Origin of the sequence: Paenibacillus nanensis (assembly GCF_003583765.1) — a bacterium.
Taxonomy (GTDB): domain Bacteria; phylum Bacillota; class Bacilli; order Paenibacillales; family Paenibacillaceae; genus Pristimantibacillus; species Pristimantibacillus nanensis.
Map to the genome: position 1 here is coordinate 280,892 of NZ_QXQA01000002.1, position 25,753 is coordinate 306,644.

General features: G+C 53.4%; 27 protein-coding genes. 3 read left to right on the forward strand and 24 right to left on the reverse strand.

The annotated features are described in order from the left end of the window. Positions 1 to 27: 27 nt before the first annotated feature. From yqeK to D3P08_RS04600, 14 genes are all read right to left on the reverse strand, one after another. Positions 28 to 597 carry a bis(5'-nucleosyl)-tetraphosphatase (symmetrical) YqeK gene (gene yqeK, locus D3P08_RS04535; RefSeq protein WP_119598253.1) on the reverse strand — a complete coding sequence of 190 codons (570 nt, stop codon included), beginning with the start codon at positions 595 to 597 and terminating at the stop codon, positions 28 to 30. Continuing rightward, the gene (gene nadD, locus D3P08_RS04540) at positions 575 to 1,174 is read right to left on the reverse strand and encodes a nicotinate-nucleotide adenylyltransferase (RefSeq protein WP_119598254.1); all 600 of its coding nucleotides are present in this window, start codon (positions 1,172 to 1,174) and stop codon (positions 575 to 577) included. The genes yqeK and nadD overlap by 23 nt, the downstream gene beginning before the upstream one ends. 23 nt (positions 1,175 to 1,197) lie before the next feature. Beyond that, the gene (gene yhbY / locus D3P08_RS04545; protein ID WP_119598255.1) at positions 1,198 to 1,488 is read right to left on the reverse strand and encodes a ribosome assembly RNA-binding protein YhbY; all 291 of its coding nucleotides are present in this window, start codon (positions 1,486 to 1,488) and stop codon (positions 1,198 to 1,200) included. 314 nt (positions 1,489 to 1,802) lie between these two features. Then, entirely contained in the window at positions 1,803 to 2,663 is an 861-nt protein-coding gene (locus D3P08_RS04550) for a shikimate dehydrogenase (RefSeq protein WP_119598256.1), read from the reverse strand. A 60-nt stretch (positions 2,664 to 2,723) separates the two neighbouring features. After that, a complete protein-coding gene (gene yqeH / locus D3P08_RS04555) occupies positions 2,724 to 3,851 on the reverse strand; it encodes a ribosome biogenesis GTPase YqeH (RefSeq protein ID WP_119598257.1) in 1,128 nt (375 codons plus the stop codon). Next, positions 3,848 to 4,372, reverse strand: coding sequence for a YqeG family HAD IIIA-type phosphatase (locus tag D3P08_RS04560; RefSeq protein WP_119598258.1), 525 nt, complete (start codon positions 4,370 to 4,372; stop codon positions 3,848 to 3,850). The genes yqeH and D3P08_RS04560 overlap by 4 nt, the downstream gene beginning before the upstream one ends. A gap of 120 nt (positions 4,373 to 4,492) precedes the next feature. Next, complete coding sequence (locus D3P08_RS04565) at positions 4,493 to 6,721, reverse strand: DUF4129 domain-containing transglutaminase family protein (RefSeq protein ID WP_119598259.1); 2,229 nt, start codon at positions 6,719 to 6,721, stop codon at positions 4,493 to 4,495. Beyond that, the gene (locus tag D3P08_RS04570; RefSeq protein ID WP_119598260.1) at positions 6,718 to 7,959 is read right to left on the reverse strand and encodes a DUF58 domain-containing protein; all 1,242 of its coding nucleotides are present in this window, start codon (positions 7,957 to 7,959) and stop codon (positions 6,718 to 6,720) included. The genes D3P08_RS04565 and D3P08_RS04570 overlap by 4 nt, the downstream gene beginning before the upstream one ends. Positions 7,960 to 7,963: 4 nt before the next feature. Further along, positions 7,964 to 8,920, reverse strand: a complete 957-nt coding sequence (locus D3P08_RS04575; RefSeq protein WP_119598261.1) for an AAA family ATPase — start codon at positions 8,918 to 8,920, stop codon at positions 7,964 to 7,966. A gap of 142 nt (positions 8,921 to 9,062) precedes the next feature. Next, complete coding sequence (spoVAE, locus tag D3P08_RS04580) at positions 9,063 to 9,413, reverse strand: stage V sporulation protein AE (protein ID WP_119598262.1); 351 nt, start codon at positions 9,411 to 9,413, stop codon at positions 9,063 to 9,065. After that, positions 9,410 to 10,432: a stage V sporulation protein AD gene (spoVAD, locus tag D3P08_RS04585; RefSeq protein WP_119598263.1), complete on the reverse strand. Its 1,023-nt coding sequence runs from the start codon at positions 10,430 to 10,432 to the stop codon at positions 9,410 to 9,412. Before spoVAD ends, spoVAE begins: the two co-directional genes overlap by 4 nt. Position 10,433: 1 nt before the next feature. Beyond that, positions 10,434 to 10,886, reverse strand: a complete 453-nt coding sequence (spoVAC, locus tag D3P08_RS04590) for a stage V sporulation protein AC (RefSeq protein WP_119598575.1) — start codon at positions 10,884 to 10,886, stop codon at positions 10,434 to 10,436. Positions 10,887 to 11,216: 330 nt separating this feature from the next. After that, positions 11,217 to 12,056 (reverse strand): sugar phosphate isomerase/epimerase family protein, encoded by an 840-nt coding sequence (locus D3P08_RS04595; RefSeq protein WP_119598264.1) that lies wholly within the window; start codon positions 12,054 to 12,056, stop codon positions 11,217 to 11,219. Between the two features lie 19 nt (positions 12,057 to 12,075). Beyond that, entirely contained in the window at positions 12,076 to 13,155 is a 1,080-nt protein-coding gene (locus D3P08_RS04600; RefSeq protein ID WP_119598265.1) for a Gfo/Idh/MocA family protein, read from the reverse strand. Positions 13,156 to 13,293: 138 nt separating this feature from the next. On the opposite strand from D3P08_RS04600, the gene D3P08_RS04605 reads away from it, so the two are divergent. Then, a complete protein-coding gene (locus tag D3P08_RS04605) occupies positions 13,294 to 14,166 on the forward strand; it encodes an AraC family transcriptional regulator (protein ID WP_119598266.1) in 873 nt (290 codons plus the stop codon). A 76-nt stretch (positions 14,167 to 14,242) separates the two neighbouring features. On the opposite strand, the gene D3P08_RS04610 is transcribed toward D3P08_RS04605, so the two are convergent. The 5 genes from D3P08_RS04610 to D3P08_RS04630 are packed head-to-tail and all read right to left on the reverse strand — an operon-like array spanning position 14,243 to position 17,818. Beyond that, positions 14,243 to 15,004, reverse strand: coding sequence for a hypothetical protein (locus tag D3P08_RS04610; RefSeq protein ID WP_119598267.1), 762 nt, complete (start codon positions 15,002 to 15,004; stop codon positions 14,243 to 14,245). Beyond that, positions 15,001 to 15,699 (reverse strand): ABC transporter ATP-binding protein, encoded by a 699-nt coding sequence (locus D3P08_RS04615; RefSeq protein WP_119598268.1) that lies wholly within the window; start codon positions 15,697 to 15,699, stop codon positions 15,001 to 15,003. The genes D3P08_RS04610 and D3P08_RS04615 overlap by 4 nt, the downstream gene beginning before the upstream one ends. After that, complete coding sequence (locus D3P08_RS04620) at positions 15,700 to 16,086, reverse strand: GntR family transcriptional regulator (RefSeq protein ID WP_119598269.1); 387 nt, start codon at positions 16,084 to 16,086, stop codon at positions 15,700 to 15,702. Between the two features lie 42 nt (positions 16,087 to 16,128). Further along, a complete protein-coding gene (locus tag D3P08_RS04625; protein WP_119598270.1) occupies positions 16,129 to 16,884 on the reverse strand; it encodes an ABC transporter permease in 756 nt (251 codons plus the stop codon). Beyond that, on the reverse strand, positions 16,877 to 17,818 hold the full coding sequence (locus D3P08_RS04630; protein WP_119598271.1) for an ABC transporter ATP-binding protein: 942 nt from the start codon (positions 17,816 to 17,818) through the stop codon (positions 16,877 to 16,879). Before D3P08_RS04630 ends, D3P08_RS04625 begins: the two co-directional genes overlap by 8 nt. A 251-nt stretch (positions 17,819 to 18,069) precedes the next feature. On the opposite strand from D3P08_RS04630, the gene D3P08_RS04635 reads away from it, so the two are divergent. Then, complete coding sequence (locus D3P08_RS04635; protein WP_119598272.1) at positions 18,070 to 18,993, forward strand: ArsR family transcriptional regulator; 924 nt, start codon at positions 18,070 to 18,072, stop codon at positions 18,991 to 18,993. Positions 18,994 to 19,186: 193 nt separating this feature from the next. Then, the gene (locus D3P08_RS04640; RefSeq protein ID WP_119598273.1) at positions 19,187 to 20,365 is read left to right on the forward strand and encodes an acyltransferase domain-containing protein; all 1,179 of its coding nucleotides are present in this window, start codon (positions 19,187 to 19,189) and stop codon (positions 20,363 to 20,365) included. Between the two features lie 57 nt (positions 20,366 to 20,422). Here D3P08_RS04640 and D3P08_RS04645 read toward each other — a convergent pair whose 3' ends face one another. From D3P08_RS04645 to D3P08_RS04665, 5 genes are all read right to left on the reverse strand, one after another. Next, positions 20,423 to 21,403 carry a glycoside hydrolase family 43 protein gene (locus tag D3P08_RS04645; RefSeq protein WP_119598274.1) on the reverse strand — a complete coding sequence of 327 codons (981 nt, stop codon included), beginning with the start codon at positions 21,401 to 21,403 and terminating at the stop codon, positions 20,423 to 20,425. A gap of 44 nt (positions 21,404 to 21,447) precedes the next feature. Further along, on the reverse strand, positions 21,448 to 22,476 hold the full coding sequence (locus D3P08_RS04650) for a glycoside hydrolase family 43 protein (RefSeq protein ID WP_119598275.1): 1,029 nt from the start codon (positions 22,474 to 22,476) through the stop codon (positions 21,448 to 21,450). Next, positions 22,473 to 23,321, reverse strand: a complete 849-nt coding sequence (locus D3P08_RS04655) for a carbohydrate ABC transporter permease (protein ID WP_119598276.1) — start codon at positions 23,319 to 23,321, stop codon at positions 22,473 to 22,475. The genes D3P08_RS04650 and D3P08_RS04655 overlap by 4 nt, the downstream gene beginning before the upstream one ends. Before the next feature lie 2 nt (positions 23,322 to 23,323). Further along, positions 23,324 to 24,220, reverse strand: coding sequence for a carbohydrate ABC transporter permease (locus D3P08_RS04660; RefSeq protein WP_119598277.1), 897 nt, complete (start codon positions 24,218 to 24,220; stop codon positions 23,324 to 23,326). A 70-nt stretch (positions 24,221 to 24,290) separates the two neighbouring features. Then, positions 24,291 to 25,655, reverse strand: a complete 1,365-nt coding sequence (locus D3P08_RS04665) for an ABC transporter substrate-binding protein (protein WP_119598278.1) — start codon at positions 25,653 to 25,655, stop codon at positions 24,291 to 24,293. Positions 25,656 to 25,753: the final 98 nt, after the last annotated feature.

Sequence of the window (25,753 nt, forward strand, 5' to 3'; positions counted from 1 at the left end):
ATCCGCTTGTCATTTTATGTACAACCTCTAGTTTCCGCCAATTTCTTCAATTAATCCATTCCGAGCTTCAATCGTAAGCGGATAAATTCGTTTGCCCTTTGCTATAAGGAATCCGATCGTACCGTCAAACGCGGCGATCATCGCCTTCTCCAAATGCTCCTGACTAAGCGCCCTGACGGCATCGACGCCCGGAAAATCGCGGCCGGGCTCGATATAATCCGCCAGCCATACGATTTTCTCCAGCTTGGTCATCCCCCTGCGGCCGGACGTATGATAACGAATCGCGTCCAGCACTTCGGCGTCGCTTACGCCGTAATCATGCTCGGCCACCCAAGCGCCGACACTCGCGTGCCACAGCTCCTTGTCGTACTCGAGCACATCCAGCTGAAGCCTGTTGTCCCGTATAACCTTCGCCTGGCGGTCCACCGGCCAAAACTTTGCAACGTCATGTAAAATAGCGGCGAGCTCCGCCCGCGCGGGATCTTCCCCGTACCGCTCCGCGAGCTGCATAGCCGTCGACATAACCCCTTCGGTATGGCGCCATCTGCGCTCCGGCATTTCCGCCTTCACCCGTTCAATCATCGTTTCGCGGTCCATATAATCGATGCCTCCTTATATAGTCGAAGACTGGCTCCGTCACTAGATAACGGACAGAGAGGCCTCCAGCAAGCCGTTCCCGGAGCTCTGTCGAGGATATGCCGATCTGAGGCATCCGAACGAGCTGCAGCGTCTCTCGCAAATACGAAGGCAAGCCGTCAAGCTGAAGCGTATTTTCCGGACGTTCTAGGCCAATAAAGCCGGCCAGCTTCGATAATTCCCCGATTCGATGCCACCTCGGCAAGTCATTCATGCGGTCCGATCCGATAATATAGGAAAAGGTATGACCGGGATATTGCTTCCGCAGCTCCGTAACCGTATCGATCGAGTAGCTGACGCCGCCTCGTTTCTTCTCGATGTCGAGGACGCGAAACCGGCTATTGCTTTCTACAGCGAGCCTCACCATTTCATAGCGTTGCTCGGCCGCTGCGCGGGGCGCCCTGTCCTTCAGCGGCGGGTCCGCGGTAGGAATAAACCAAACCTCGTCGAGCCCGGCCTGCTCTCTTGCCGATTCCGCGGCAATCAGATGCCCGATATGGATCGGATCGAACGTTCCGCCCATAATGCCTATCTTCACTTCAGACGCTCCTCCTTGCTTGCTTACGGAAGCTCGATCGTTTTGTGATCCTTGGACTCTTTGTAGAGCACGATTGTTTTGCCAATGACCTGAACAAGCTCTGCGCCTGCCGCTTCCGCAACCTCCGCGCCAACTTCCCTCGGATCGTCCAAGCAGTTGTTCAGAACGGATACCTTGATTAGCTCGCGCGTCTCCAGCGCCTCTTCAATATGGCGCACCAGATGATCGTTCGTTCCGCCTTTGCCGACCTGGAAGATCGGTTGTAAATGATGCGCCATCGAGCGCAAGTAACGTTTTTGTTTGCCAGTTAGCATAAATTCAACATCCTCTTTCCTTATCCATCAGTTTCTTGCAATGTAGTATCGGTAGTGATTCCTGCACTCGCGGGCGGATAGGCGTGTAGTGCCGTGACACGCATTGCGGAGAGCGGTGTAAGCCGAGTTTTGCGGCTTATTGAGTTGCCTCGTGCCGCGCGAGCGGCGGTAAGCCGATTTTTTCGGCTTATTCACCTGCCACGCACCTCGCGAGCGGCGGTAAGCCGATTTTTTCGGCTTATTTTACCTGCAACACACCGCGCGAGCGGCTGTAAGCCGAGTTTTGCGGCTTACAGCGTCGTGCCGGGCCCCGACTACGCGCGTAGAGCGGCCAGCACTTCTTCCCGCATCGCCGCGGCCGGCGCGCTTTGTCCCGTCCAATATTCAAAGGCGTAAGCGCCTTGATAAATAAACATGCCGAGCCCGCCGTGCGCTGTACAGCCGCGCGCTTCCGCCCCCTTCAAAAATGCGGTTTGAAGCGGATTATAGATGAGATCGCTTGCGACCGCGCCCGGCTTCAGCCATTCGCCCGGAACAGGCGACTCCTCCACGTTCGGGAACATGCCGACCGAGGTAGTATTAATGACGATATCGGCGTCGCCGCACAGCTCCTCAAGCCGATCATTAGACGCGGCGTCCAGGCGAACCGCGCCGCCCGCGAACGAAGACGCAAGCTCCTCCGCCCGCTCGACTGTCCGGTTCACGATGGAGATGCCCGCAGGCGACTCTCCGAGCAGCGCATAGATAATGCCGCGGGCTGCCCCGCCTGCGCCGATTACCGTAATCTTTTTACCGGACAGATTGGGCGCCGCCTCTTCCTTTAACGACCGGACATAACCGATTCCGTCCGTATTGTATCCGATAAGCCGCCCGTTGTCGTTCACAATCGTGTTAACGGCCCCGATCACACGGGCGCCTTCGTCAATCTCGTCGAGCAGCTCCATCACGCGAAGCTTATGCGGAATCGTCACATTGACGCCTCGTATGCCCATCGCGCGTACGCCGGCAATGAAATCCCGGAGCGACTCGTCTTGAATATGAAACGCTGTATACACCCCGTTAATGCCCGTTTCGCGAAATGCCCGGTTCATCATTATCGGCGACTTCGAATGGCGGACCGGATCCCCGATTACGCCATAAAGCACCGTATGGCTATCGATTTTATTCCCTTCCATACTTCCAGTCACAGCCGTTCCCCCTTCAACCTAACCGTTCTCCAAAGCCGCTCGCAGCCGTTAAATCATGGAGTCGCGCAGCAATACTTTAACGCCTTTCGGCGCGTACACATCCAGCAGCGCTCCCCGCATGCCGTTCGCTTGGATCCAGCCGAGCCCGGATATAAAAATATCCTGCTTCTCTCCCTGCTTCACACGCAAGGAATGTCTCGTCCACTCCGGTATCGAAGCAAGCTCCTCCAGCGTCGGCGCGCCCAGAAGTTCACCTTTATGGTTGTCGTACAGCTCATCCGCGCGCTCCAGCTTCGTCCGATGGACGTTGAGCGCGTTGGAAATATACAACGTAAACGACTGGCGTTCGCCCTCTACGAAATCAAAGCGCACCAGACTGCCGATAAACAGTGTCTGCTTCTCATTCAGCTGATAGACCAGCGGCTTGATCGGCTTGTCGGGAAGGAGCGCGCCCAAGAAGCTGCGCGGAACGACCTCCGTCATCCGGCTCGTATAGACGATGCCCGGCGTATCGATAATCGATTTGCCGTCCTCGAGCGGAATATTCACCGCGTCAAGCGTTGTGCCGGGATAACGCGAAGTCGTCAATTCACGTTCCATGTCGCTGTAATCCCGAATCAAACGGTTAATAAGAGTCGATTTGCCGACGTTGGTGGCGCCGACCACATAGACATCGCGTCCTCCGCGGTGACGCTCAAGCGCTTCGATGACATGCTCGAAACCCATATTGCGCTTCGCGCTGCACAAGACGATATCAATCGTGCGAAGCCCTTGCGCCTTCGCTTGCTTCTGCACCCAATTTCGGATCCGATTCATATTCATGCCTTTCGGCAGCAGATCGATCTTATTGACGACGAGCAGCACAGGATTGTTGCCTACAAACCGCTGCAGGCCAGCAATCAAGCTTCCTTCGAAGTCGTACAAATCTACGATATGAACGACCAGGCTATTCGTCGAACCGATGCTGCCAAGCAGCTTCAGGAAGTCATCCTGATCCACCGCAACGGAAGAAGCTTCATTATAATGCTTGATCCGGAAGCAGCGCTGGCAAATAACCGGATCCCGCTGCGCCGCATTCTCCGGAATATAGCCCGCTTCCTCCTGGTTTGCGGTTTGCAGGCGCACGCCGCAGCCCGCACAGGAAATCGCTGTCTCGCTTTGTTGTTGTTCCGTCACTTTGTTTCCTCCTCCTGCCACAAACCGCGCTTGCGAAGCCTTGCAAGCGCAAACCGTTCAATACGTCTGTTCACGAGCGTCATCACGCCTTCATCCGCCGGAGCGATCGGCGCGACCAATATCGTAAACAGGCCCATGCGATTGCCTCCAAGCACGTCCGTCATCATTTGGTCCCCAATCATAACGGTCTCATTCGCTTCGAGACCCAGCAAGCTAAGCGCCCTGCGAAACGCCGGCATCGTCGGCTTTCGAGCCGCGTGCACAAACGGAATATCGAGCGGCGCCGCGAACTTGCCTACCCGCGTTTCGTTATTATTGGATACAATGACCACTTTAAATCCCGCGCTTCGAACCTTGTCCAGCCAAGCGACAAGCTCAGGCGTTGCCAGCGGCTCTTTCGCGCCGACCAGCGTATTATCCAAATCCGTAATGATGCCGCGCAGCCCCTTCGCCGCCAGCTCATCCAGGTTAATATCGTACACCGAACGCACTCTCATTTTCGGCAACAGTCTTTCAAACATCCCGTAATCCCTCTGCTTTCTCCCTGCTATCTTACGAAACTATACCATACAAACGGATTTTGTTGCAAAAAAATACCGCTTGCCAGCCAAGCTGTCAAGCGGTATGGCATAAGTGCTATTTTACTTTAGCTCGCCGATCAAATAACGGACTTTGCTGACGAAGCGGTCAGCCTCTTCCCTGGTTGCGACTCTAGAACCATACTTCGCCTGTTCGAAACCGTCCAGCACGAACAGAAAATCGTCTTTCAGACGCTTGTAAACCTCGGCCCATCTCGACACCGCCTCGCGCATCGTTTCATGTTCCTCTCTGCGCAGGCCGTGCTTCTTGCACATCCGAAGAAGCCGGTGCGTCTCCATCACGATTTGATCGTTGGTCGTGTGGGCGCCTTGGCGGAGCTTGCGCCATGCCGTAATAATGCGGCGGCGAGCCAGAACGAGTCCTGCTGCTGCGGATACAAGCAGTACGCCAAGAGCGGCCCATGCCCATACTCCGCTGCCCGAGGATTTCGTTTCCACAGTGCTGCCATCCGTATCCGGCACATTCGGATCAATCTCAGGTAGCGTAATTTCTTCGCCGGCAGGCGCTACGTACGGGAAGCTGAAGCCTGCGGTCGGCTCGAATGGAATCCAGCCGTAGCCCTCGAAATAAATTTCTACCCATGAGTGCGCATCGGAGTTGCGGACCGTGTACGTTCCCGCGCCGGTCGGGTTAATCTCCTCCGGGGTTACAAATTCTCCGGGCGGCCCGCCGATGCTCGGCAGCAAACCAGGCGAGAACCCTTTCACCCAGCGTGTCGGCAAATCGATACTTCTCGCCATCACGGCCATCGCCGTCGAGAAATAATCGCAGTAACCCTCCATAAGCTCGAACAAAAACTGATCGACGAAATCCGGGCTGCCGCCCGTCAGCTTCTTCAAGTCGGGCTTATTATTGTAGACATACGTGTTTTTTAAGTAGGCTTCGAGCAGCTTCGCTTTGTCATAATCGGTTGCGCCTTCAGCCGTTACCTGGGCCGCGAGCGCGCGCGTCCGCTCCGTCACCGTATTCGGCAGCTGCAAATACAGGGCGTTTGCCGCAGGATCGGGCAGCTCCGCCTCCGCCGTTCTTAAGCCTTCTTCATCCAAAGCGACGACGGAAGAAGTAACCGCGTACATCTCGGGGTATTTCACCGATTCATTCCACCGAAGCTCCCAAAGATCGGGCAGCCAGGCAACGCTGGACGGATTAAAGGCGTCGACCTCGCCGATCCAGTCCACTCTCGAAACCGGAGCCGCGCCGAACAGCACCGGGAAAGGATCCTCGCGGACCACCGTCACGATTTGTTCAACCTCCGTCACTTCGGCCAAGCTCCGGTCAACCGTCTCAAGCAGAGGCGCGCCTTTCGTAACGCCCGCCGTCATTACGCCTCTGCTGGTGCTCTCGCGAGTCCAACCCTTCCCGTCATAGAAGGCCTTTGACTCCCCCCGCCAATAACTCTTCTGCGAGGTTGTCACCATCATGACCGGCGAGAAATCGTAATCGAAGCCGCCGCCAAGCACTTCATCGTTCCGGCTGTAGCCCGAGCTTGCGTTCCCGGATGAAGTCGGGTTGTTGTCATTGACAATCGCTTTCTCGCCGAGGAACACCTGCACCTCTTCGCCTTGCGCGTTTTTCCAGATGGTGTAAGGATCCTGAAGAAGCGGCGCGACGGATGGAACATTTAAAGCAATGATAAAAAAGACGGACAATACGATAATGGCAGGCGTCAAAATCCGGATCGGATACTCGAGCAGATCCCGCCAGCTGTCGGGATGCGTCAGCTGCAGCTTATGCAAGTGGTTCAACACCAGCCAGATCAGCCCGGTAAATACGACGACCGCCACATTATCCCAGAGCCAAATCGGCGTGAACGAATCCGCAATCGTCAGCACCATGATAGAGGCGCCGATCAATCCGAACATTCTCGCTCTTGTGATCGCCCAGGCACTGAACACGATATGCATGGCGAGCAGCGCAACCGCGAACCAGATAAAAGGATGAAGCCCCGCCAGCGTCTGTTGAAGCCACCAGCCGAACTCGCCCGATTGCTCGGGCGGCGCAACCTCCCATTCCATCCTCGCATGACGGAATGTAATGATCACCGCAGCGATCCACTGCACAGCCCATCTGAGCGCTCTCGGCTTATAAGGAAGGAGCAAATCAATAACGGCTGCCCAAATCAGCGTTCGGTAGGCGATCTCAAAGCTCTCCGGCCACCAATACCCTTCGAATATCGATAGGCAGCTCATGATGACAACTGCCGTAAAAATCGAAACAAAGCGTTCATACCAATGCTTGCTTAAATACGAAACGATACTCCGCCACTTCATGCGATCCCGCTCCCTTCAAGCGCTGACGGAAGCTCCTGCAGCTGACGCACGTCAAAGACGAGCCAGCCCCGTTCCTCTACGATGCGCCGCCAGGCGATATCGCCGGAAATTTTCGAGGCGGATCCGATATGGATCAGGCAAGGCGTTACGCCTTTGCGCGACAGCCATTCCATGCTTTGGATGATTTGCCCGCCTTTCTCCGGCGAGATCAGCAGCGCGAAGCTGCCTGGCTCAATGACCGAATCGGCCTGCTGGAGCGATTTGTAAATCGGATACTGCGCATCCGCGTCAACAAAAGTCAAATGCTTCATTACCGTATTCCGCTGCTCCACCCCCGACTTCGGCGGCATCATCGTTACTTTATCGCTGATGGACAGCAGTCCCATCGCGGTATCTTCCCTCGTGCCATGCTCGATAAACGAAGCGGCGACGGATACGGCAAGCTCGAACCGATCAGGCGAGGAGCCGTCATACGAGGGCAAATGGCGGTCAAGTATAATTAACGTCCGCGGCAAAGACTCCCGCTCGAACGCCTTCGATTTCCACTGCCCGGTCTTGGCCGTCGCGTTCCAATGAACACGCGACAGACGGTCGCCGTAATGATACTCCCGAACGCCGTTAATCTGCGTCGTTTCCTTCGCGGAGCGCGACGCGGCCGCGTGGGAATAAGGGCCGCGAATGCCTTGGCGGAAGCCGGTCCACTGCTTAAGCGGAACCGTCTGAGGCAGAACGCTGAATACCGCGTCCGACTTGAAGGAACCGGAATGCTCGAATAAGCCGAACACGTCATAAGACAGGCACTCCGTCTCGCGGAACCGATATTCGCCTCTTGCGAGCGGCGGCGTGCGGTACGACACTTCTCCGCTCCGCTTCCAGTTCGGAACGAACGACGTCTCGAAGCTAAGCTTCTGACCGTTGTGGCGCAGCAGACCGTCTCTTACAATGACATAAGGAAGCGGAAAAAATCCGGGAATTTTGATTTGCAGACTAACATCCAGCGCTCCGCCCGACATCACGCTGCCTTGCGGCTGCGCGCCTTGCGCGGCGAAAGACCGGTTCCCGGTCACTTTGCTGATGCCGCTCCAGCGTCCGATCCACAAATAAGCCAGCAGAAGATTTAAAATGATAAAAAGCATCAGCGAAGTTCTGCCGCCTTGGAACAAAAAGTAGAACAAGCTGCAAATGTACACGACTGCGATGAACTGCCAGCGAAAACGTTTAGCCTTCGTCGCTTCCATCGCGCTATCTCTCTAGCCGGACCGGCACTTTCGTCGATTGCAGCACTTGGGCCATCACGTCTTCCGCCCGTACGCCGTTCATTCGAGCCTCCGTACGGAGAAGCAGCCGATGCGACAGCACATAAGGCGCCAGCGACTTCACATCGTCCGGCGTGACATAATCGCGTTCGCGCAAATAAGCGCTGGCTTTGGCTGCGCGCGTCAGAGCGATCGCCGCGCGCGGGCTTGCGCCCAGTATCACGCTTGGATGCTCGCGAGTGCCTCGGATCAAGCTCACGATATATTTGCCAACCGCATCGTCAATGTGAACATTCAGCACTTGACGCTGAATTTCGATCATATCTTCGATATCCATCACGCGCTGCACCCGCTCGGAAGGATGGTAGCTTTCTTTGGAGATGACCATCTGCTGCTCATCCTCGATGCTTGGATACCCTAGGGAAAGCTTCATCATAAAACGGTCCAGCTGCGCCTCCGGCAGCGTGTACGTTCCTTCAAACTCTATCGGATTCTGCGTCGCAAGCAGGATAAATGGCTGAGGCAGCTCATAGGTGTCGCCGTCCACCGTCACGTTGCCTTCCTCCATCGCCTCCAGGAGCGCGGACTGCGTCTTCGTCGTTGCGCGGTTAATCTCGTCGGCCAGCAATATATTCGTCATGACAGGACCGGGGCGGAACATAAAGCTCTCTTGCTTCGGATGATAGATGGAGACGCCCGTAATGTCAGTCGGCAGAAGATCGGGATTGCACTGTATTCTTCGGAATTGTCCCCCGATGGATTTCGCAAGCGCTTTAACCAGCTGCGTCTTGCCCGTGCCCGGCACATCCTCCAGCAGAACATGGCCTCCGGCCAGCACCGCAATGAACAATCTCTCAATCTCGTCATGTTTTCCCAGGATACAAGAGTCTAAGCTTCGAAGAGTCGTTAAGCATAATTGCGCGTCTGCAGTACGAATGTCCATTTCATAACCTCCCGGAATGTAGTCTAGGAATGCGCTTTAATAGTACTATTTTACAGTAGATGATGGATACTTCACAAACGCCCAGCTTCCAAAAAAAATTGGAGAATCCCACAGGATTCTCCAATCGTTGGTTATTGCGGTTCTAGCCTTTCGGACGCACGACCAAAGCCGCAAGAAACGAAAAAATGATCGCGGCCGATATGCCTGCGCTCGTTACTTTGAATATGCCCGAGATTACGCCGATCCAACCCGAAGTATGCAGCTCCGTTAGAGCGCCGTGAACGAGCGCGTTGCCGAAGCTCGTAATCGGGACGGACGCGCCGGCGCCGGCGAATTTGATGAGCGGCTCGTATAGATCGAAGCCGTCAATGATCGCGCCGATGACTACAAGCGTTGCCATCGTGTGCGCCGGCGTCAGCTTGAGCACGTCGAACATCAGCTGGCCGATTACGCAGATGGCGCCGCCAACCAGAAAAGCCCACAAAAAGATCATGACGTCAGCTCCTTTCCCGAAGCAATGGATACCGCATGGGCGATACACGGGATGCTCTCCCCTTGCTGATACGATAGCGGGGACAGCAGCGCGCCGGTCGCCACGACCAGAATGCGCTTCAGTTCTCCCTTCTGGATCCGCTTCAGCAAGTGCCCGTACGTGACGACGGCCGAGCAGGCGCAGCCGCTGCCGCCGGCCTGAACCTTCTGCTTCTCCACGTCATAGACCATTAAGCCGCAGTCGCTAAATACGGTATTGTCCATCGGCACGCCGTTTTGAAGCAGCAGATCTTTAGCGATCGGATGCCCGACGCTAGCCAAGTCGCCGGTCACAATGAGATCGTAATCGCTCGGCGAGCGTCCGGTATCGTTGAAATGGGTCTGAATCGTGTCGACGGCGGCCGGAGCCATCGCTGCGCCCATATTAAACGGATCGGTAATGCCAAGGTCCACCACTTTGCCGATCGTCGCGCATTCGACGACAGGCCCGTCCCCTGTCGCGGCGATGACAGCGGCGCCTGCTCCCGTCACCGTATATTGCGCCGTCGGCGGCTTCTGGGAGCCGTATTCCGTCGGGTAACGGAATTGCTTTTCCGCCGTACAGTTGTGGCTGCACGTTCCTGCGAGCACGTGATTCGCCGCTCCGCTGTCCACGAGCTGCGAAGCGAGGGCTAGCGATTCCATCGATGTCGAGCATGCCCCGAACACGCCGATATACGGCGCGCCGATCGTCCGCGCGGCAAAGCTGTTGCTAATAATTTGATTCATCAAGTCGCCGCCGACATAAAAATTAACGCCGGTTTTATCCACTTTGGCGTTCTGCATCGCGAACTCGGCCGCTTGCTCCAAAAGCAGCCGTTCCGCCTTCTCCCAAGACTTCTGCTGCATGTCCAGCTCTTGATGCACCAAATCAAAATCGGCAGCGAGCGGCCCTTCTCCTTCATCAGGGCCCACGACCGTCGCTGCGCCAATGATGACGGGCTTGTTCTCAAACCACCAGGTTTGTTTGCCACGTAGCATATTACTGACCCCCGGTGCCCAGAATCAAATGAACGATGCCGACAAAAAACGCCGCGACCGTGCCGTAAACGATGACAGCGCCTGCCAGCTTAAACATATTGCCGCCAACCCCAAGAACCAATCCTTCGCTGCGATGCTCCAGCGCCGCCGAGCACATGGAGTTCGCAAAGCCTGTAACAGGGACGGCGGAACCCGCTCCCGCAAATTGGGCAAGCTTGTCGTATACGCCAAGGCTCGTCAAAATGACGGAAATTAGAATTAACACGGCAACCGTAGGATTGCTTGCTTGTTCCGGCGTCATGTTCATCAGATGAACGAACAGCTCCGTGATCGCTTGCCCAACGACGCAAATCGTTCCGCCAACCAGGAACGCTTTGATGCAATTCCCAAGTATGGAACGGGGAGGCTCCTTCTCTTTGGCAAACGCCTTATATTCCTTTGGCGACATCGACATCTTTTTGTAGCGGTTTGCGGTAGAACCTTTTGACGCCAACTCACGCATCCTCCTTTATACAATCCTTCATTCCTTTTCATTATTTGTAACGAGTCATTAGCTTATGCTCGAAAAAAAAAGAATGAACCGTCATCTCCCTGTCGGAAGACAACGGCCCATTCCGGAGCCTAACCTTCTATAAAAACAAAAACAACAGCGCAAACACAAGAAGCACATACAGCGCTAGCAGCAACAAAACGAGGAAATACCGCTCCTGCTTTGACCAAGTCACCCGCGGCCACCTCCATTACCGGGCATTTACCCTATATTATGAGCGGATGCCCGATTCTGTTAACGGATGCCCGCAGCTTCGAACACAAGGTCAAACCCTTTTTTGGAACGCTCGGCCAACTCTTCCGGCGTCCCGTTAGGGGCCTCTGCGGTCAAAATTTCTTGCGCGACGGGTCCCCGGTACCCTATTTTATCCAATGCCTTCAAAAACCCGGCAAGGTCAATCACACCCTCGCCCGGATAGAGGCGGCCATTGTCCAACGCTTCGCTGACCGGCACATTCGGGGCGTCATTCAAATGAACGTGGACGATTTGCTCAGGACGCAGCGCCTCGATGGCTTCCGTTCCAAGCTCGTTCGTATACCAATGGTAGGCGTCAAGCAGAAGACCTACGTTCGCCTCGCCTATGGCCGCAATCCAGTCCAGCGTCTCCTCCATCGTCCAAATAAACGGATGTTTCCATCTTTCGCGCAAATGATGCGGACCGACAAACTCAAGTCCGAGCGAGATGCCGTAAGCGCCCAGAATGACGGCGCACTGACGGAGTCGGCGCGTCGCCACCGCCATAAAATGCGCAGCCTTCTCATCCGTCGACGGCAAAATGTACGTGCAGCAGCGCGTGCAGCCGAGCGCTTGAGCCGCGGCCGCATGCGACGCAAGCTCCTCAAGGCCCTCCTGGAATGCGGACTCTGACGCCCTCCATTCCACCGGAAGTCCGATCGAACCGAGCACGACGTTATGTTTCGCCAGCAGCTCGCGCGCGCCGTCCAATCCGTATTCGCGGACAAGCGCCCGCGCATCCAAATCCACCGCTTGAAAACCGTATCGTCCGGCCAGCTCAATGAGCTGGCGGCCGCTCTCGAGCTTGCCCAATCCCGCTCCCGACAACCCTCTCAGCATATGCTTCCCCCGCTTCCCGCTAGTTCAAATCCCAATTCAATATAACTTCATGACCCGTGCGCGAGCTTTCGTAAATCGCGTCCAAAATCAAGTTGTTCGTGTAGCCGGACAGCGCGGATGTAATCGGCTGCTTCCCGCTTTGGATACACTCCAGGAAGTGGCGGCTAAGCCGCGCTCTTTCGCCTTCGTCGTTCTCCGGTCTTGCAAGCGGCGTCTCGAGCGGACGGTCGAATTTCTCCGTCAGAAGCTTGCCTGTGCCGCCTTTGTAGCTCGCGCCGCCTTCCGTTCCCATCAGATGAATAAACGGCGTATTGTCGGTGTCCATGTGCACCGCCCAGCTCACTTCAAGCGAAAGCGTGCTGCCGTCTTCCATTTTGATCAGCGCAGTAGCAAGGTCCTCCACATCGTAATGCCCGTTCCAATCCGGCCTGCCCCATGTACCGATCCCTTTGCGCTTCGGTCCGAATTCGGCATACGTTGCTCCGTAGACGGAGACCGGCTTCGGATTGCCCATCAAATACAAAGCCAAGTCCAGCATGTGAACGCCGATATCGATGAGCGGACCGCCTCCGGATTGATCCATCCGCGTAAACCACGTTCCCCAGCCAGGGATGCCTTTGCGGCGGAACCAGCCGGTTTTGGCCGTATAAATTTTACCCAGCTCGCCTCGTTCCACTTGCTCCTTGATCGCCATCGGCACCGCTTCCCAACGCATCTGATGGCCCACCATCACGATCCGGTCAGAGCCGCTGCTTGCCTTCAAAATTTGACGCGCCGCTTCGGAATTAATGCCCATCGGCTTCTCCAGCAGCACATGCTTGCCCGCTTCAATCGCTTGGACGGCAAGCGGCGCATGCAGCTGATTCGGAACTCCGATGACGACCGCGTCCACGTCGGAGCTCGCGATAAGCTCCTCCGGCGAGCCCGCAACCGTTTTAATGCCGTATTGCGCCGCTTTTTGCTGCGCCAGCGGCAGATATGCATCCGTTATCGTCGTAATTTCACAAAGCTCCGAAAGCTTGGAAAACTCCTGCGCATGCACGCCGCCGATATTCCCCGCTCCGATGATGCCGATTTTAATTTTATTTCCGTTACTCATTCCGATTCCCTCCGATAAGTAATGTCGTCCACTTGTCCGAAATCTTTCAGTAACCGCTTACGACATTTATGTTAAAATAACCGTAGCTAAAAAGCGTGCTTGTTTTTTCGAAAAATATCTCATTTTTTCGGAGGATATATGACTTACTTTCCCGACTACTTGAAGACATATCCGAATATGGACACGGCAAATCCGCTTCATATCAGCTTAAACCGTCTGCCTAACGGTTTCCGCGCGCACCGGCATGATTTTCTGGAGTTCTCCTATGTCGTTGAGGGCTCCGGGTTCGAGACGATTAATGAGACAAAGCACGCGATGGTGCCGGGCACCTTTACCTTTGTGCTCCCCTATCAGGTGCACGAAATTTTTACGTCGGCCGGCAGCCAGCTCCAGCTGTACAACTGTATGTTCAGCATGAACCTGCTGATGGGATCCGCTTCAGGCGAAGGCTTGCTGAAGCTCATCGATCTGGCGGGCGCCGCCCCTTACATACAGCTTAGCGGCAAGGATAACGAACGGATGAGATGGCTGGTTGAAGATATGTACCGGGAATACGCGGAGAATCACCCCTGGAGACAGACGATGCTGCAGCTGCGGCTGAAGGAAATATTGGTGCTGTTCGACCGGGCACGGAGAACATCCGGCTGCGATTCGGAGCAAACCGCTCTGAACGAAGGCAGGAAAGGCTGGTCGGTGTGGCCCGTCATCCATTACATTCACCAGCATTATCAGGATGAGCTTGCCTTGTCCGATTTGGCGGCCAAGTTCTCCTTGAGCGTCTCGCGTATAAGCGAGGTCATTAAAGAAACAACGGGACAAACCTATGTTCAGTTTTTGCGCGATCTTCGCATTAGGCACGCATGCGGCTTGCTCGCCTCGACGGAAATGAGCGTGGCCGAAATCGCAATGGAGGTCGGTTACGGCTCGTACAAAACCTTCTCCCGCGTGTTCCGCGAAAGCAAAGGGCTCGCTCCGAAGGACTACCGCAGAATGAAGGCCGCAAAAACATAAAAAAGCCGCAAGCTCCGCCAAAAACAGCGGCAAGCTTGCGGCATGCGGCACGTACGTATATCGTTCGTGATGGACCCTACAGCTTCATTTTACGATTCATCATATAGACAATGCCGTACACGAGAGCCGCGCCGGCCGCCAGCTCGAACAGCACGACGCCCAAATGCGACAGCACAAACGGCGCGACATCAACCGTAACCGTTCCGTCCGGCGCTTTCTCCATAACGAGATTAACAAAGCCCAGATTTTGTGAAGAATCGTCAGCAGGCGAGATGAAGCTTTCAATAAAGGAAACGACAGTAAACAAGCCCAAACACGCGACAATCCCAAGGAATGTTCCGGACCTGCCCTCCACCGTCTGCGAAACCGCGATGCTGAAGAAGATCACGATCGTTGTGAAAACAAGCCCCCACACGTACCCCGCCGCGACAGCGGACGCGCTCCCCGCATTCAAATAAGGCGAAGCCAGCGTAAGCAGCGTATCCTTTTCGAATAGAAGCGATAGGATCCTGTCATGGACGATATAGAGAAGAGACAGAACAAGATGAACCAGCAGCAACAAAATAATTGGCGTTACGACCGCATACAGGGACGGCAGCGGCAGCAGCCTTCGGCTGTACGCTTTAATATTGCTTTTAAAGGTTTGACAGGCCATTAACACAGCGAGAAAAGCCGTAAAGGCGTACATCATGACGGTGATCACGTAAACGACAACATCGTCCCAGCCGTCCGACCACCCGATTATCGTAAGCGCCAGCTCGGCTACGAGCAGGATAATGAATGCGGCAAGGATCGGCGTTGCGTTCCGTTTCCAATCGTATTTAAGCAGCTTCATCATTCCGCATACACCTCTTTGAATAGATCGACGATGCTTTTGCCCCGAGCCATTCGAATTTGGTCAACCTCTTCTTGCAGGATAAGACGGCCGTCCTTAATAAGAATGACTTCATCAAAAATCCGTTCGATATCGGTTACCAGATGAGTCGAAATGATTAGGCAGCTGTCTTCATTGTAATAGTTTAGAATCGCATCCAGTATTTTTTCGCGGGCAACGGGATCCACGCCGCCAATCGGCTCGTCGAGCAAATAGAGCTTTGCGTTCCGGGACAACGCCAACGTTAGCTGCAGCCGTTCATTCATCCCTTTCGAGAGCGAAGTAATCTTGTCGTTGTCCTTCAGCCCCATAAACGAAAGCATTTCCTTCGCTTTGGCTTTATCAAAATCGGCATAAAAGTCGGCATAGAACGCGGCGGCGTCCCTGACCCGCATCCATGGCTCCGTAAGCGGCTTATCCGGCATAAACGAAGTCAAGCCTTTTGACTGGGTGCCGATCGGTTCGCCGCAAATCCGAATTTCTCCCGTATCCGGAGGAACGAGGCCGGCCGCCAGCTTCATGAGCGTCGTCTTGCCGCTGCCGTTGCTGCCGAGAAGGCCGATAATTCGGCCGGGCTGCGCTTTTAATGTGACGTCCGAAAGCGCGGTTTTGGAACCGAATCGTTTCCCCGCCGATGTGATCTCAAGAACCGGGACCATTTACGCGCCCTCCTTCGTCTCATTGTCCGATTGGACCGCCTCTGATACAAGCGACACGATATCGCCTTCGGCAAAGCCAAGCTCCTTCATGCCGTTCACGAACCGGTCCAGCAGCTCCGCCGCCATCTCTTTTTTTATTTGCATAATAGTCGACTCCTCATCCGTTACGTAGCGGCCGAGACCGCGTTTGGTTTCCACAATGCCTTCGCGCTCGAGCTCCTGGAAGGTCCGTTGAATCGTATTCGGATTGATTTGAAGCTCGGACGCCAGGTCCCGGACGGACTCGATCTTGTCGCCGGGGCCCAGCTTGCCGATTACGATCTGCTTCTTGATATAATTCATAATCTGAATGTAGATCGGGGCATTATTGTCAAATTCTATCGTCACAAGGGCCATGCTCCTTTCTGGTGGCCTGCCGCACCGCCGGCGTCAAGATATATCGCGTTTTCTGAAAGTGGCGAAGCTGATAAATAAAAAGATGATCATATAAACGGCGATCACTATGGCGGAGAAGGTCATGGACATGTCCTCCGGCATCATCCCGCTCTGGTACGCGGACAAGTCTGCATTCGGAAACAGCACGTACTTGATAAAGTCATAGTGGCTTAGGAGCATGGTGAACAACCCGCCCAGCATGACACAGAACATGGAGATGCCGACCGTCGCCCCGCTTGCTTTTGTAAGCACGCCGATCATGAAGGTCAGGGTAACGAATACGAGCGTATAGACCGTCAAGTACAAGACGTTCTCGCCAATCGAAGACCAGGAGCCCGCGCCGCCGCCGAAGCCGTACAGCAGCAATCCGGTAAGCATCGCCATGCCGAACGTAGCTATGATCAGAGCGATCGAGAAAAGAAGAGTAGTAATATATTTAGAAGCTAAAATTTTGCTTCGGCTCTGCGCTCGAATCAAGAGCAGCTTAATCGTCCCCATACGAAATTCCTGCGGCACTACATTGGCAATTGCAATGATAGCAACGAGAGGCAGGATTTGTCCAGCCGTGCTCATCGTAACGATTTGTTCGGTGAAGCCAAGCGCGCTGTCCACGCCGTCCATCCAACCGCGGTAAGCGATGTAGGCGCAAACCCCGATAAACGCGGCCATGACGGCAAAATAAACAAAAAACGATTTTTTCTTGTACAGTTTAAGCCATTCATTTGTGAGCAAAGCACCAAAGTTACGCAATGCGGTTCCCCTCCGTCCATTTCAAAAACTCATCTTCAAGCGTCGTTTTTTGTTCCTCGACGCGGTACAGCCGAACCCCTTCGGCCGTTAACGCCGCGATCATCTTCGGTATGTCTTCATGCGGCAGCGACACAGCGATTCGTTCGCCGGCATCGGTCGTATTGCCGCCGCTGCCTGCTAGATTCAAACGCTTCAAAGCATCGATCGCAAGCGCCGGATTATCCACCATCAAGGATAAATGGACAAGCGATTGCTCCTGCTTCGCCTCGCCCCCGATCGAGCGTACCGTCACCAGCTTGCCTTCCTGGATGACGACAACGCGGCTGCACATTTGCTCCATCTCGGACAGGAGATGGCTGGACACCAGGATCGCGATGCCTTCATTCTCGGCAATTTGCTTCATATAATCTCTCATCTCCCGGATGCCCGCCGGGTCCAGACCGTTCGTCGGCTCATCGAGGATAAGCACCGATGGCCGGTGAAGAAGCGCTTGCGCGATGCCCAGGCGCTGTCTCATCCCTAACGAATACGCTTTTACCCTCTTATCCAGCGCATTTTGCAGGCCGACCAGCTTAGCCACCTCATGAATTCTTGCTTCGCTTATCCCCTCGGACATCCGCTGGTATTGCTTCAAATTGTCCCAGCCCGTCATATACGGGTAAAACTCCGGATTTTCAATAATCGCGCCCACATGACGGATTGCCTGCTCGAAATCGGCCCGAATGCTGTGTCCGCCGATATGGACATCTCCTTCGCTCATTCCGATGAGCCCTACGATCATCCGGATCGTTGTCGTTTTGCCCGCTCCGTTCGGACCTAGCAAACCTACGATTTCGCCCTTCGAGATTTGGAACGACAGCCCGTCAACGAGCTTTCTGCCTTTTATTTGCTTTGTTACTCCGTCGAGACGAAGCACGACTTCATTATCCTTCATCCGTTTTTCTCCTCCACTCTCTCCATCATTCACCGTGTACGGCGTATGATGTGTATCTGTGTCTTAGTGTTATATCTGAATAGTACACTAGAACTGTGACATTGTAAAGCCCGATTTGAATCAACTTGGTTCAAATAACTGGGCTTCACGCTTTGCGCTAGGAATATAAAAGCCTAACGTTGCTGAATCGTTAACAAATATATATAATATATACATTAGCATTACTATTACTGTGCTTGTAGGAGGATCTAATGGACCTTGATATTACGGAGAAATCGCTTCCCTTCTATGAAGCTCTGGCAAGCAACGTTCGATTGAAGATTATTCGTCTCCTCGCCAAACGATCGATGAATATACGCGAGTTAGCCGAAGCGGTGGGTCTCAGCAGCGCTATCATGACGATGCACATTAAGAAATTGGAGAATGCCCAAATCATACGAACCGAAATGCTGCCGGGCCTAGGCAAAGGCGGCGTTCAGAAGCTGTGCACCTTGCAGCTCGAGCATGCGGAAATTATATTTCCTTCCAAGATGGCCGAGATGCGGGAATTTCACGAGACCGAAGTGTCAATCGGGCATTTCTCCGACATTCGGGTCGAACCGACTTGCGGCATCGCGACGATCGAACGATTCATCGGGGAAGTGGACGATCCGCGGTATTTCTATGATCCCGACCGGTTCCACGCAAAAATTATTTGGTTCAGCGAAGGGTTCGTCGAATATAAAATTCCGAATTTCTTATTATCGACGCAGAATCCGGAGGAAATCGTCGTGTCTATGGAAATTTCCTCAGAAGCCCCGCTGACGAATAATAATTGGCCCTCGGATATTACGTTTTATTTGAATAACGTCAAGCTGGGCACTTGGACAAGTCCAGGGGATTTCGGCGAAAAACCGGGCAAATACAATCCGTCCTGGTGGCCGCCTCTCGTGAATCAATACGGCTTGCTTAAGCATCTTAGCGTATCGGCCAAAGGCACTTACATGGACGGCACCAAAATTTCCGACATCACGATCGAGGATTTGAATGTAAAGGAACGTCACTGGACGCTGCGCCTCGCGGTGGAGAACGAATCCGAGCATGTTGGAGGATTAACCCTCTTCGGCAAAGGCTTCGGCAACTATAATCAGGATCTCATGTTCCGGCTCTATTACAACAAACCTTCGGCGGAGTAACCCAAAAGGTACTCGCATGATACGAAAGCGGATGGACCTCATATTCCACGGCAATGTGGAGGATGAGGTCCTTTTTCATGGAATCCTATTCGTCGTAAATGTGCAACGAAAACGTCTGAATATCGGTAGTTAACCCTTGCCATGCTGCAATAAAATTTGAATATCCGATAAATAACCGAAGAGGTGCGTATAGATGGAGCTTTCATTATTGCCAAATGACTTATTGCAGCATTACTGCCGAAAAATTCAAATACCTGAAGGCGCTGCCGAAATATTGGCGGATATCACGAATAAAATTATCAATGACCAAAAGCTATTCGAAATTTATGCGGAATTTTACAAGAACACGATAGAGAGCGGATACTGGACGACAGTTTGGGAACCGCTGGCCGTTCATCCTTACGTGAAGGACGTATTCGGAAAGCATGCCTCCCTGTTTTACTTGCATGCGGCGCTGCAAAGATTGCCGCTGACGGAGCGGAAATATTCCGAAAGAAACTTAAGCGAGGAACTATTTGTAGAAACTTTGCGGGATATCGGCGTATGGGTGCAACATGCCTATCAATTAGTAGGCTACTATGCGATCGGAAATTTCAGCTGGATCTGGCGGCATCTCGAAGCGAAGCTGTTCCGTCTGGGCGGCATGCAATTTATGGCGGCCCCGTTTTCCGGAGTCGTCAAAGGCTTTTACCATTCAAAAGAACATCATTTTTTGCTATTATGCGGCGATGGGATGGAATTAAGGGCAAACGGAGATATGCAAGGGGTATGCAATAAAGAGAAAACAACCGACGGCTTTGTAACCAAATACGAGGAAACGGAGCAATTTTATATCGGAAATCCAATCACGCCCATTGGAAAAGGTTTGAACAAACAAGTAAAGCTTAATCGTTCGGAATGGCAAAAAGTGCTGGACAAGGACGATCATTTGCTCGAGGTCCACATCCCAAGAGATACGGCTTTTAACATGGAAGCCTTAAAAGAAACGTATAAACGGGCTAAAGATTTTTATTCAACCTATTTCCCCGAGGTCAAATATAAAGGCATGATAAGCCACTCTTGGCTATTTACGCCCCAGCTCCGGGAGATGCTGCCGCCTGCCAGCAATATCGTAAAGTTCCAGCAGCAATTCTACCTCTATCCGACCGCGGGTTCGGAGCGTTTTTTATGGAATTTTGTGTTTAATGAAATAACCGAGCGAAAGGACGCAAAGCCCGACACGTCATTAAGGAAGCAAGTTCTTCGTTACCTGGAAGAAGAGAAAGAGATGTTCGATATGAATGGCATATATCTTGATCTATGCGGAGAATTTGGAACCGTAGAATATGAAAAGATAGCGAAGGTGCCGGACGCTAATGACGGCGGCATGTAAAGAAATGAGGCGTTCACCCCGATATGGGGGAACGCCTCATCCCTTTTGCCGAACGATTTAAGCTCCGGCAACTCGCTTCGATTCCGCAACTGGGATGCCGAAGTTCGGCGTTCCGTCCTCATTCCAAGTAAAGGCTTGAGCGCGGGTATGACGGTTGGGATCGTATAAGGGATCGCCGACGATCTCTTTATAATTACGGCCGTGGTAGACGATAATATCTTCCGTTCCATCCGCGGACACAGTAAAGCTGTTATGACCCGGGCCGTAGATGCCCGTTGATTCATTCGTCTGGAAGACCGGCTCTTTCGACTTCGACCACGAAGCGGGATTCAGCAGATCGGCATCCTCCGAGGCAGTAAGGAGTCCCATGCAATAATGATGATCCGTCGCGCTCGCGGAGTAACTAATGAATATTTTGCCGTTGCGCTTCAGGACGGCAGCCCCTTCGTTCACTTTAAAGCCAATCCGCTCCCAGTCATACTCCGGCTGCGAGATCATAACCTGCGGCAGCTCGATTGTCCAAGGATTGGTCATCCGAGCGATGTACAAATTCGAATTCCCTTCAATATTCGGATCTTTCTGCGCCCATACGTAATACCGGACGCCTCTATGCTCGAACGTCGTCGCGTCCAAGGAGAACGATTCCCATTCCGTCTTCACTTGCCCCTTCTCGACCCATTCTCCTTCGAGCGGATTCTCCGCACGGTTCTCAAGCACATACATCCGATGGTCGAACAATCCTTCCTTCGTCTCCGACGTATGAGCCGCGGCAAAATAGATGTACCAGCCGCCGTCGATATAATGAATTTCCGGCGCCCATATATTGGCGCTCAATATGCCGCTTTCGCGTTTCCGCCATACAACGACCGCTTCAGCGTCGGACAAGCCCTGAATCGTCGTTGCCCTGCGAACTTCAATACGGTCGTATTCCGGAACGGAAGCCGTAAAATAATAGTAACCGTCAGAGTGTTTATAGACCCATGGGTCCGCGCGCTGCTCGATAATCGGATTATGTAACTGCTCCTTCAACTTCTCCATATTGGTTCTCCCTCATCCCATATCATTTCTTTTTTTATCCTCTCTTACTGTTCCTGCACGGGCTCTCCGAAGTCCGGTGTGCCGTCCTCGTTCCAGCCAAATACCTGCGCTCGTGTATGCCGGTTCGGGTCGTATAACGGATCGCCTTCAATCTCCTTGTAGCTGCGGGCATGGTAGACAATCACGTCTTGCCGGCCGTCCTCCGATACGGTAAAGCTGTTATGGCCGGGACCATAAATGCCGTTCTCCTCGCTTGTCCGGAATACCGGCTGCTCAGACTTACTCCATGACTCGGCGTTCATCAGATCGGCGTTTTCGTCCGCGGTCAACAGGCCGACCGCATAGTTATCGTCCGTGGCGCTGCCGGAATACGTAATCATTACTTTCCCGTTGCGCTTCAGCACAGCTGCCCCTTCATTTACCCAAAAACCAATGGTCTCCCACGGATACTCAGGCTTTGATATCAACGTTTGGCCGCCTTCAATCGTCCATGGATTGGCCATTCGGGCAATGTACAAATTGGAATTGCCCCGAATGCGCGGATCCTTCTGCGCCCAGACCAGATAGCGCGTCCCTTTATGCTCGAAGGTCGTCGCGTCAAGAGAGAACGACTCCCATTCCGTCGCGAGCTGCCCCTTCTCCGTCCATTCCCCTTCAAGCGGATTTGCCGCCCCGTTCTCAAGCACATAGATCCGATGATCGAATGGGGCGTCTTCCCTCGCCGCGGCATAGTAGATATACCACTTTCCATCGATTGAATGAATTTCCGGCGCCCAAATATGTTTGCTCATTTCGCCTTGCTCCGGCTTCGTCCAAACCGTCGCCGGCTTCGCGTCGCCTAAGCCTCGAATCGTCCTGGACCGCCTCAGCTCCAAGCGGTCGTATTCCGGAACAGAAGCGGTAAAATAATAATAACCGTCAGTATGCTTGTATACCCATGGATCGGCGCGCTGTTCGATTAGCGGGTTCGGATATTCACTTGAGCCCGTAGACGCCGCTCCGCTGCAGCCGCCTGCCAGGATACAGGCAAGAAGCGACGATAGAAGGAGGAGCGCAGCCCTCGCGCGGCTCATCCTTTGACGCCCCCGGCAGTCATCCCTTCAATGAAATACCGTTGGAAGAATACGAATACGATCAGCACCGGAATAATGGCGAATACCGAGCCCGCGATCAGAACCTGATAGTTATTGCCGTATGGTGTTAACAACGTCGACAGACCAATTGGTATCGTCAGCTTCGCCGTATTATTTAGCACGATGAGCGGCCACAGGAAGTTATTCCAGCTGAACAACGCCTGCAGGATCGCCATGGAAGAAAACGCCGGCGCCATCAGTGGCATCATGATCCGGAAGAATATGCCGTATTCCGTACATCCATCCACCCTCGCCGCGTCCAAAAAATCTTTCGGAAGCCCGCTGGCATACTGCCGGAAGAAGAAAATCGGCAGCGGCGCCACAACAAACGGCAGGATGACTCCCCACATATTATTGATGAGCTTCATATCGATCGACAGCTGGTAAAGCGGCAGCATAATGATCTCGAGCGGCACCGCCATGATGACCAGCACTAATAAAAAGATCAGATTGCGCAGCTTAAACCGGTAGACGGCAAGCGCATAACCGACCATCGATGATAGAAGCAGGCAAAGCACCGTAAACACAAGCGCGATTATAATGCTGTTGGCGTACCATTTCAGATAAAACGTTTCCGGCGAGAAGATGTGGACATAGTTATCGAATGTCAGTAGTTCGCGGTCGAGCCGCAAATTCAGGCCGAATCGGATGAGCTCCTGAGCGGGTTTAAACGAAGCGACGGCAAGCGTCGCGAGCGGAAACAAGGCGAATATAGCCAAGGCCGCAAACAGGAGCAGCATGCCAAACCGCTGGATCGACCATTTTCCTTTGCGCGTACTATCCATGACTAATCCTCCTTCTTAAACAGTCCGAAGAATCGAAGCTGAATGACCGTTACAAGCAAAGTGATGACCAGCAGCACGACTCCGACCGCCGCTCCCAACCCCAGATTAAATTGCTCCCAGCCCGATCTGTACAAGTAACCGACCATCGTCAGGCCGATATCCTTCGGGGAACGGTTCCCGCTCCAAAGCATGTAGCTTTCCGTAAACATCGCATAACCGCCGTAAATGCTAATTGTGAAAACATAGATCGTGATCGGCTTCAGCAGAGGCACCGTTATTCGGGTAAACTTCTTCCATGTGCCGGCGCCGTCTATTTCCGCGGATTCATAAAGCTCCTTCGGAATATTTTGCAAGCCTGCCATGAAATAAAGAAGGTTGATGCCCATCCACCGCCAGCAGGCTAGAATAAGCAGCGTCATAAGCGCAAGCCACTGGTCGCCGAGCCATCGCTGTTTCTCGAACCCAAGCGCAGTAACGATGGTGTTCATCAAAGATCCGTCGAGCTCTCCGAACGCCATCCGGAATATCGTACCTGCGACAACGACGGACGTAAGCGCAGGGATAAACAGGGTCGACCGGAAAAAGTTTTTGAACACCATCGCCTTCGAATTGAGAAATACCGCCAGCACGAGCGGAATCGGAATAAGAAGCACAATGGTGAGCGCCGTATAAACCGTACTGTTCTTCAGCGCTTTCAAGAAGGACGGATTCCACAGCTCCTCGTAGTTAGCCGTCCCCACGTACTTCGCTTCGCCCGGAACGATCTCCTGAAAGCTCATCGTAATCGCGGAATAGACGGGATATACAAAAAAGATGGCAAACGACAATAAAAAAGGCACTACGAATACATAGGGCGCAATTTTCTGGGAATACAACAAATTCGAGCGCCTGCCCGTCATAAGTAACCCTCCCTAAAGGGTAAGCATACCGCCAGCCCTTTTAGCGGCCGGCGATATGCTTCCGGAATCGTTATTTCAATGTGTCGTTAACTTCCTTCAATACTTTCTCGACATCTTCGCCGTCAAGCAGGATGCGCACATTTGTCTGTGTCTTGATCGCATCGATGACCTCCGGCGTCTTCTCGCCGATATTGATGCCTTCGATCTCATCCTTCACTTCCGTCAACACATCGAAGATTCCGTCGCCGAAGTATTCCGTGAACTTGTTCGGCTCTTTCATCGCCGGATCTGTCCAAGCGTCGGAACGGATCGGGTCGAAACCAAGCTCCGTCCACGTCGCGATGCTGCCCTCTTTCGAAATTTTTGAGAATTTCAGGAATTCTTTGGCCAGCTCTTTGTTTTTCGACTGGTTTGTAATAACCGTACCTGTGCCGCCCATTCCCGCGGAACGAGGCTCGCCTTCGTTCCAAGCCGGCATCGGACGAATAATAATTTTACCTTTCAAGTCAGGCATGCTGTCCGTGAAACGGCCCATATACCAAAGCGGCATCCAGATCGAAGCAGCGCCGCCCGCGTTCATAAAGCCAAAATATTCTTCCGTATGGTGGAATCCGCCTGGCGCGCCGACCGCAACGCCGGACTTCATGAGCTCCTGCTGCCACTTCAACACCTTCGTCACTTCAGGGCTGTCCAAGTTCGGCTCGAAGCTTGCCGTCAGCAAGTCGTTGTTGCCCGGCTGCTGCGCCGTTTGCAGCCACATCGACCATTGCTCGCTCGTCTCGAGCGTCGTCATCGGAATACCCGTCTTCTCCAATACTTGTTGACCAGCCTTCGCGAAATCGTCCCAAGTCTTGATATCGTCCGCGTTTACGCCTGCTTTATCTAGGATCTCTTTGTTGTAATAGATAACGGAAGCGCCAACGTGGTAATCAACACCGTAATACTTGCCGTCTTTCGCATAGATGTCAAAGCGGGCTTTGATCAGGTTGGCGAGATCCGGCTCGATAATATCGTTTAGCGGCTCAAGCTGAGGCTCGCCCTTCAAGAAGTTCGGAAACTTGCCAAGCTCGATATCCGCCATATCCGGAGCTCCGCTGCCGGACTGCAAGGATACAAGCAGCTTGTTATGTACGTCGTCGAACGGGCTGACCGTAGGTACGATCTCGATCGGTTTATCCGGGTTCGCCTCATTCCAGCGTTTTGCCATTTCAAGATAATAGTCGGCATGCAGCTGCTGGAACGTCCAAAATTCAAGCTTTGTCGCCTTGCCGTCCGATGCTCCTCCTGCGTTGTTCGCGTCTTGGCTCGACGCATTGCCGGCTGCGTTGTTACCGCTTTCATTTCCGCCGGCATTCGAATTGCTTCCCGAACATGCCGAAAGCACCAAGGACATCATCATCACGACTGAAAGCAAAACCAAATACGACTTCCTCATTTCCGTTTCCCCCTTAAAAATGTGATCCTGCTATGCTTAACTCCTTTTCGGAATAAAAGCCTTAATGATTTACCTTTTTACTAACCAATTCATAAATA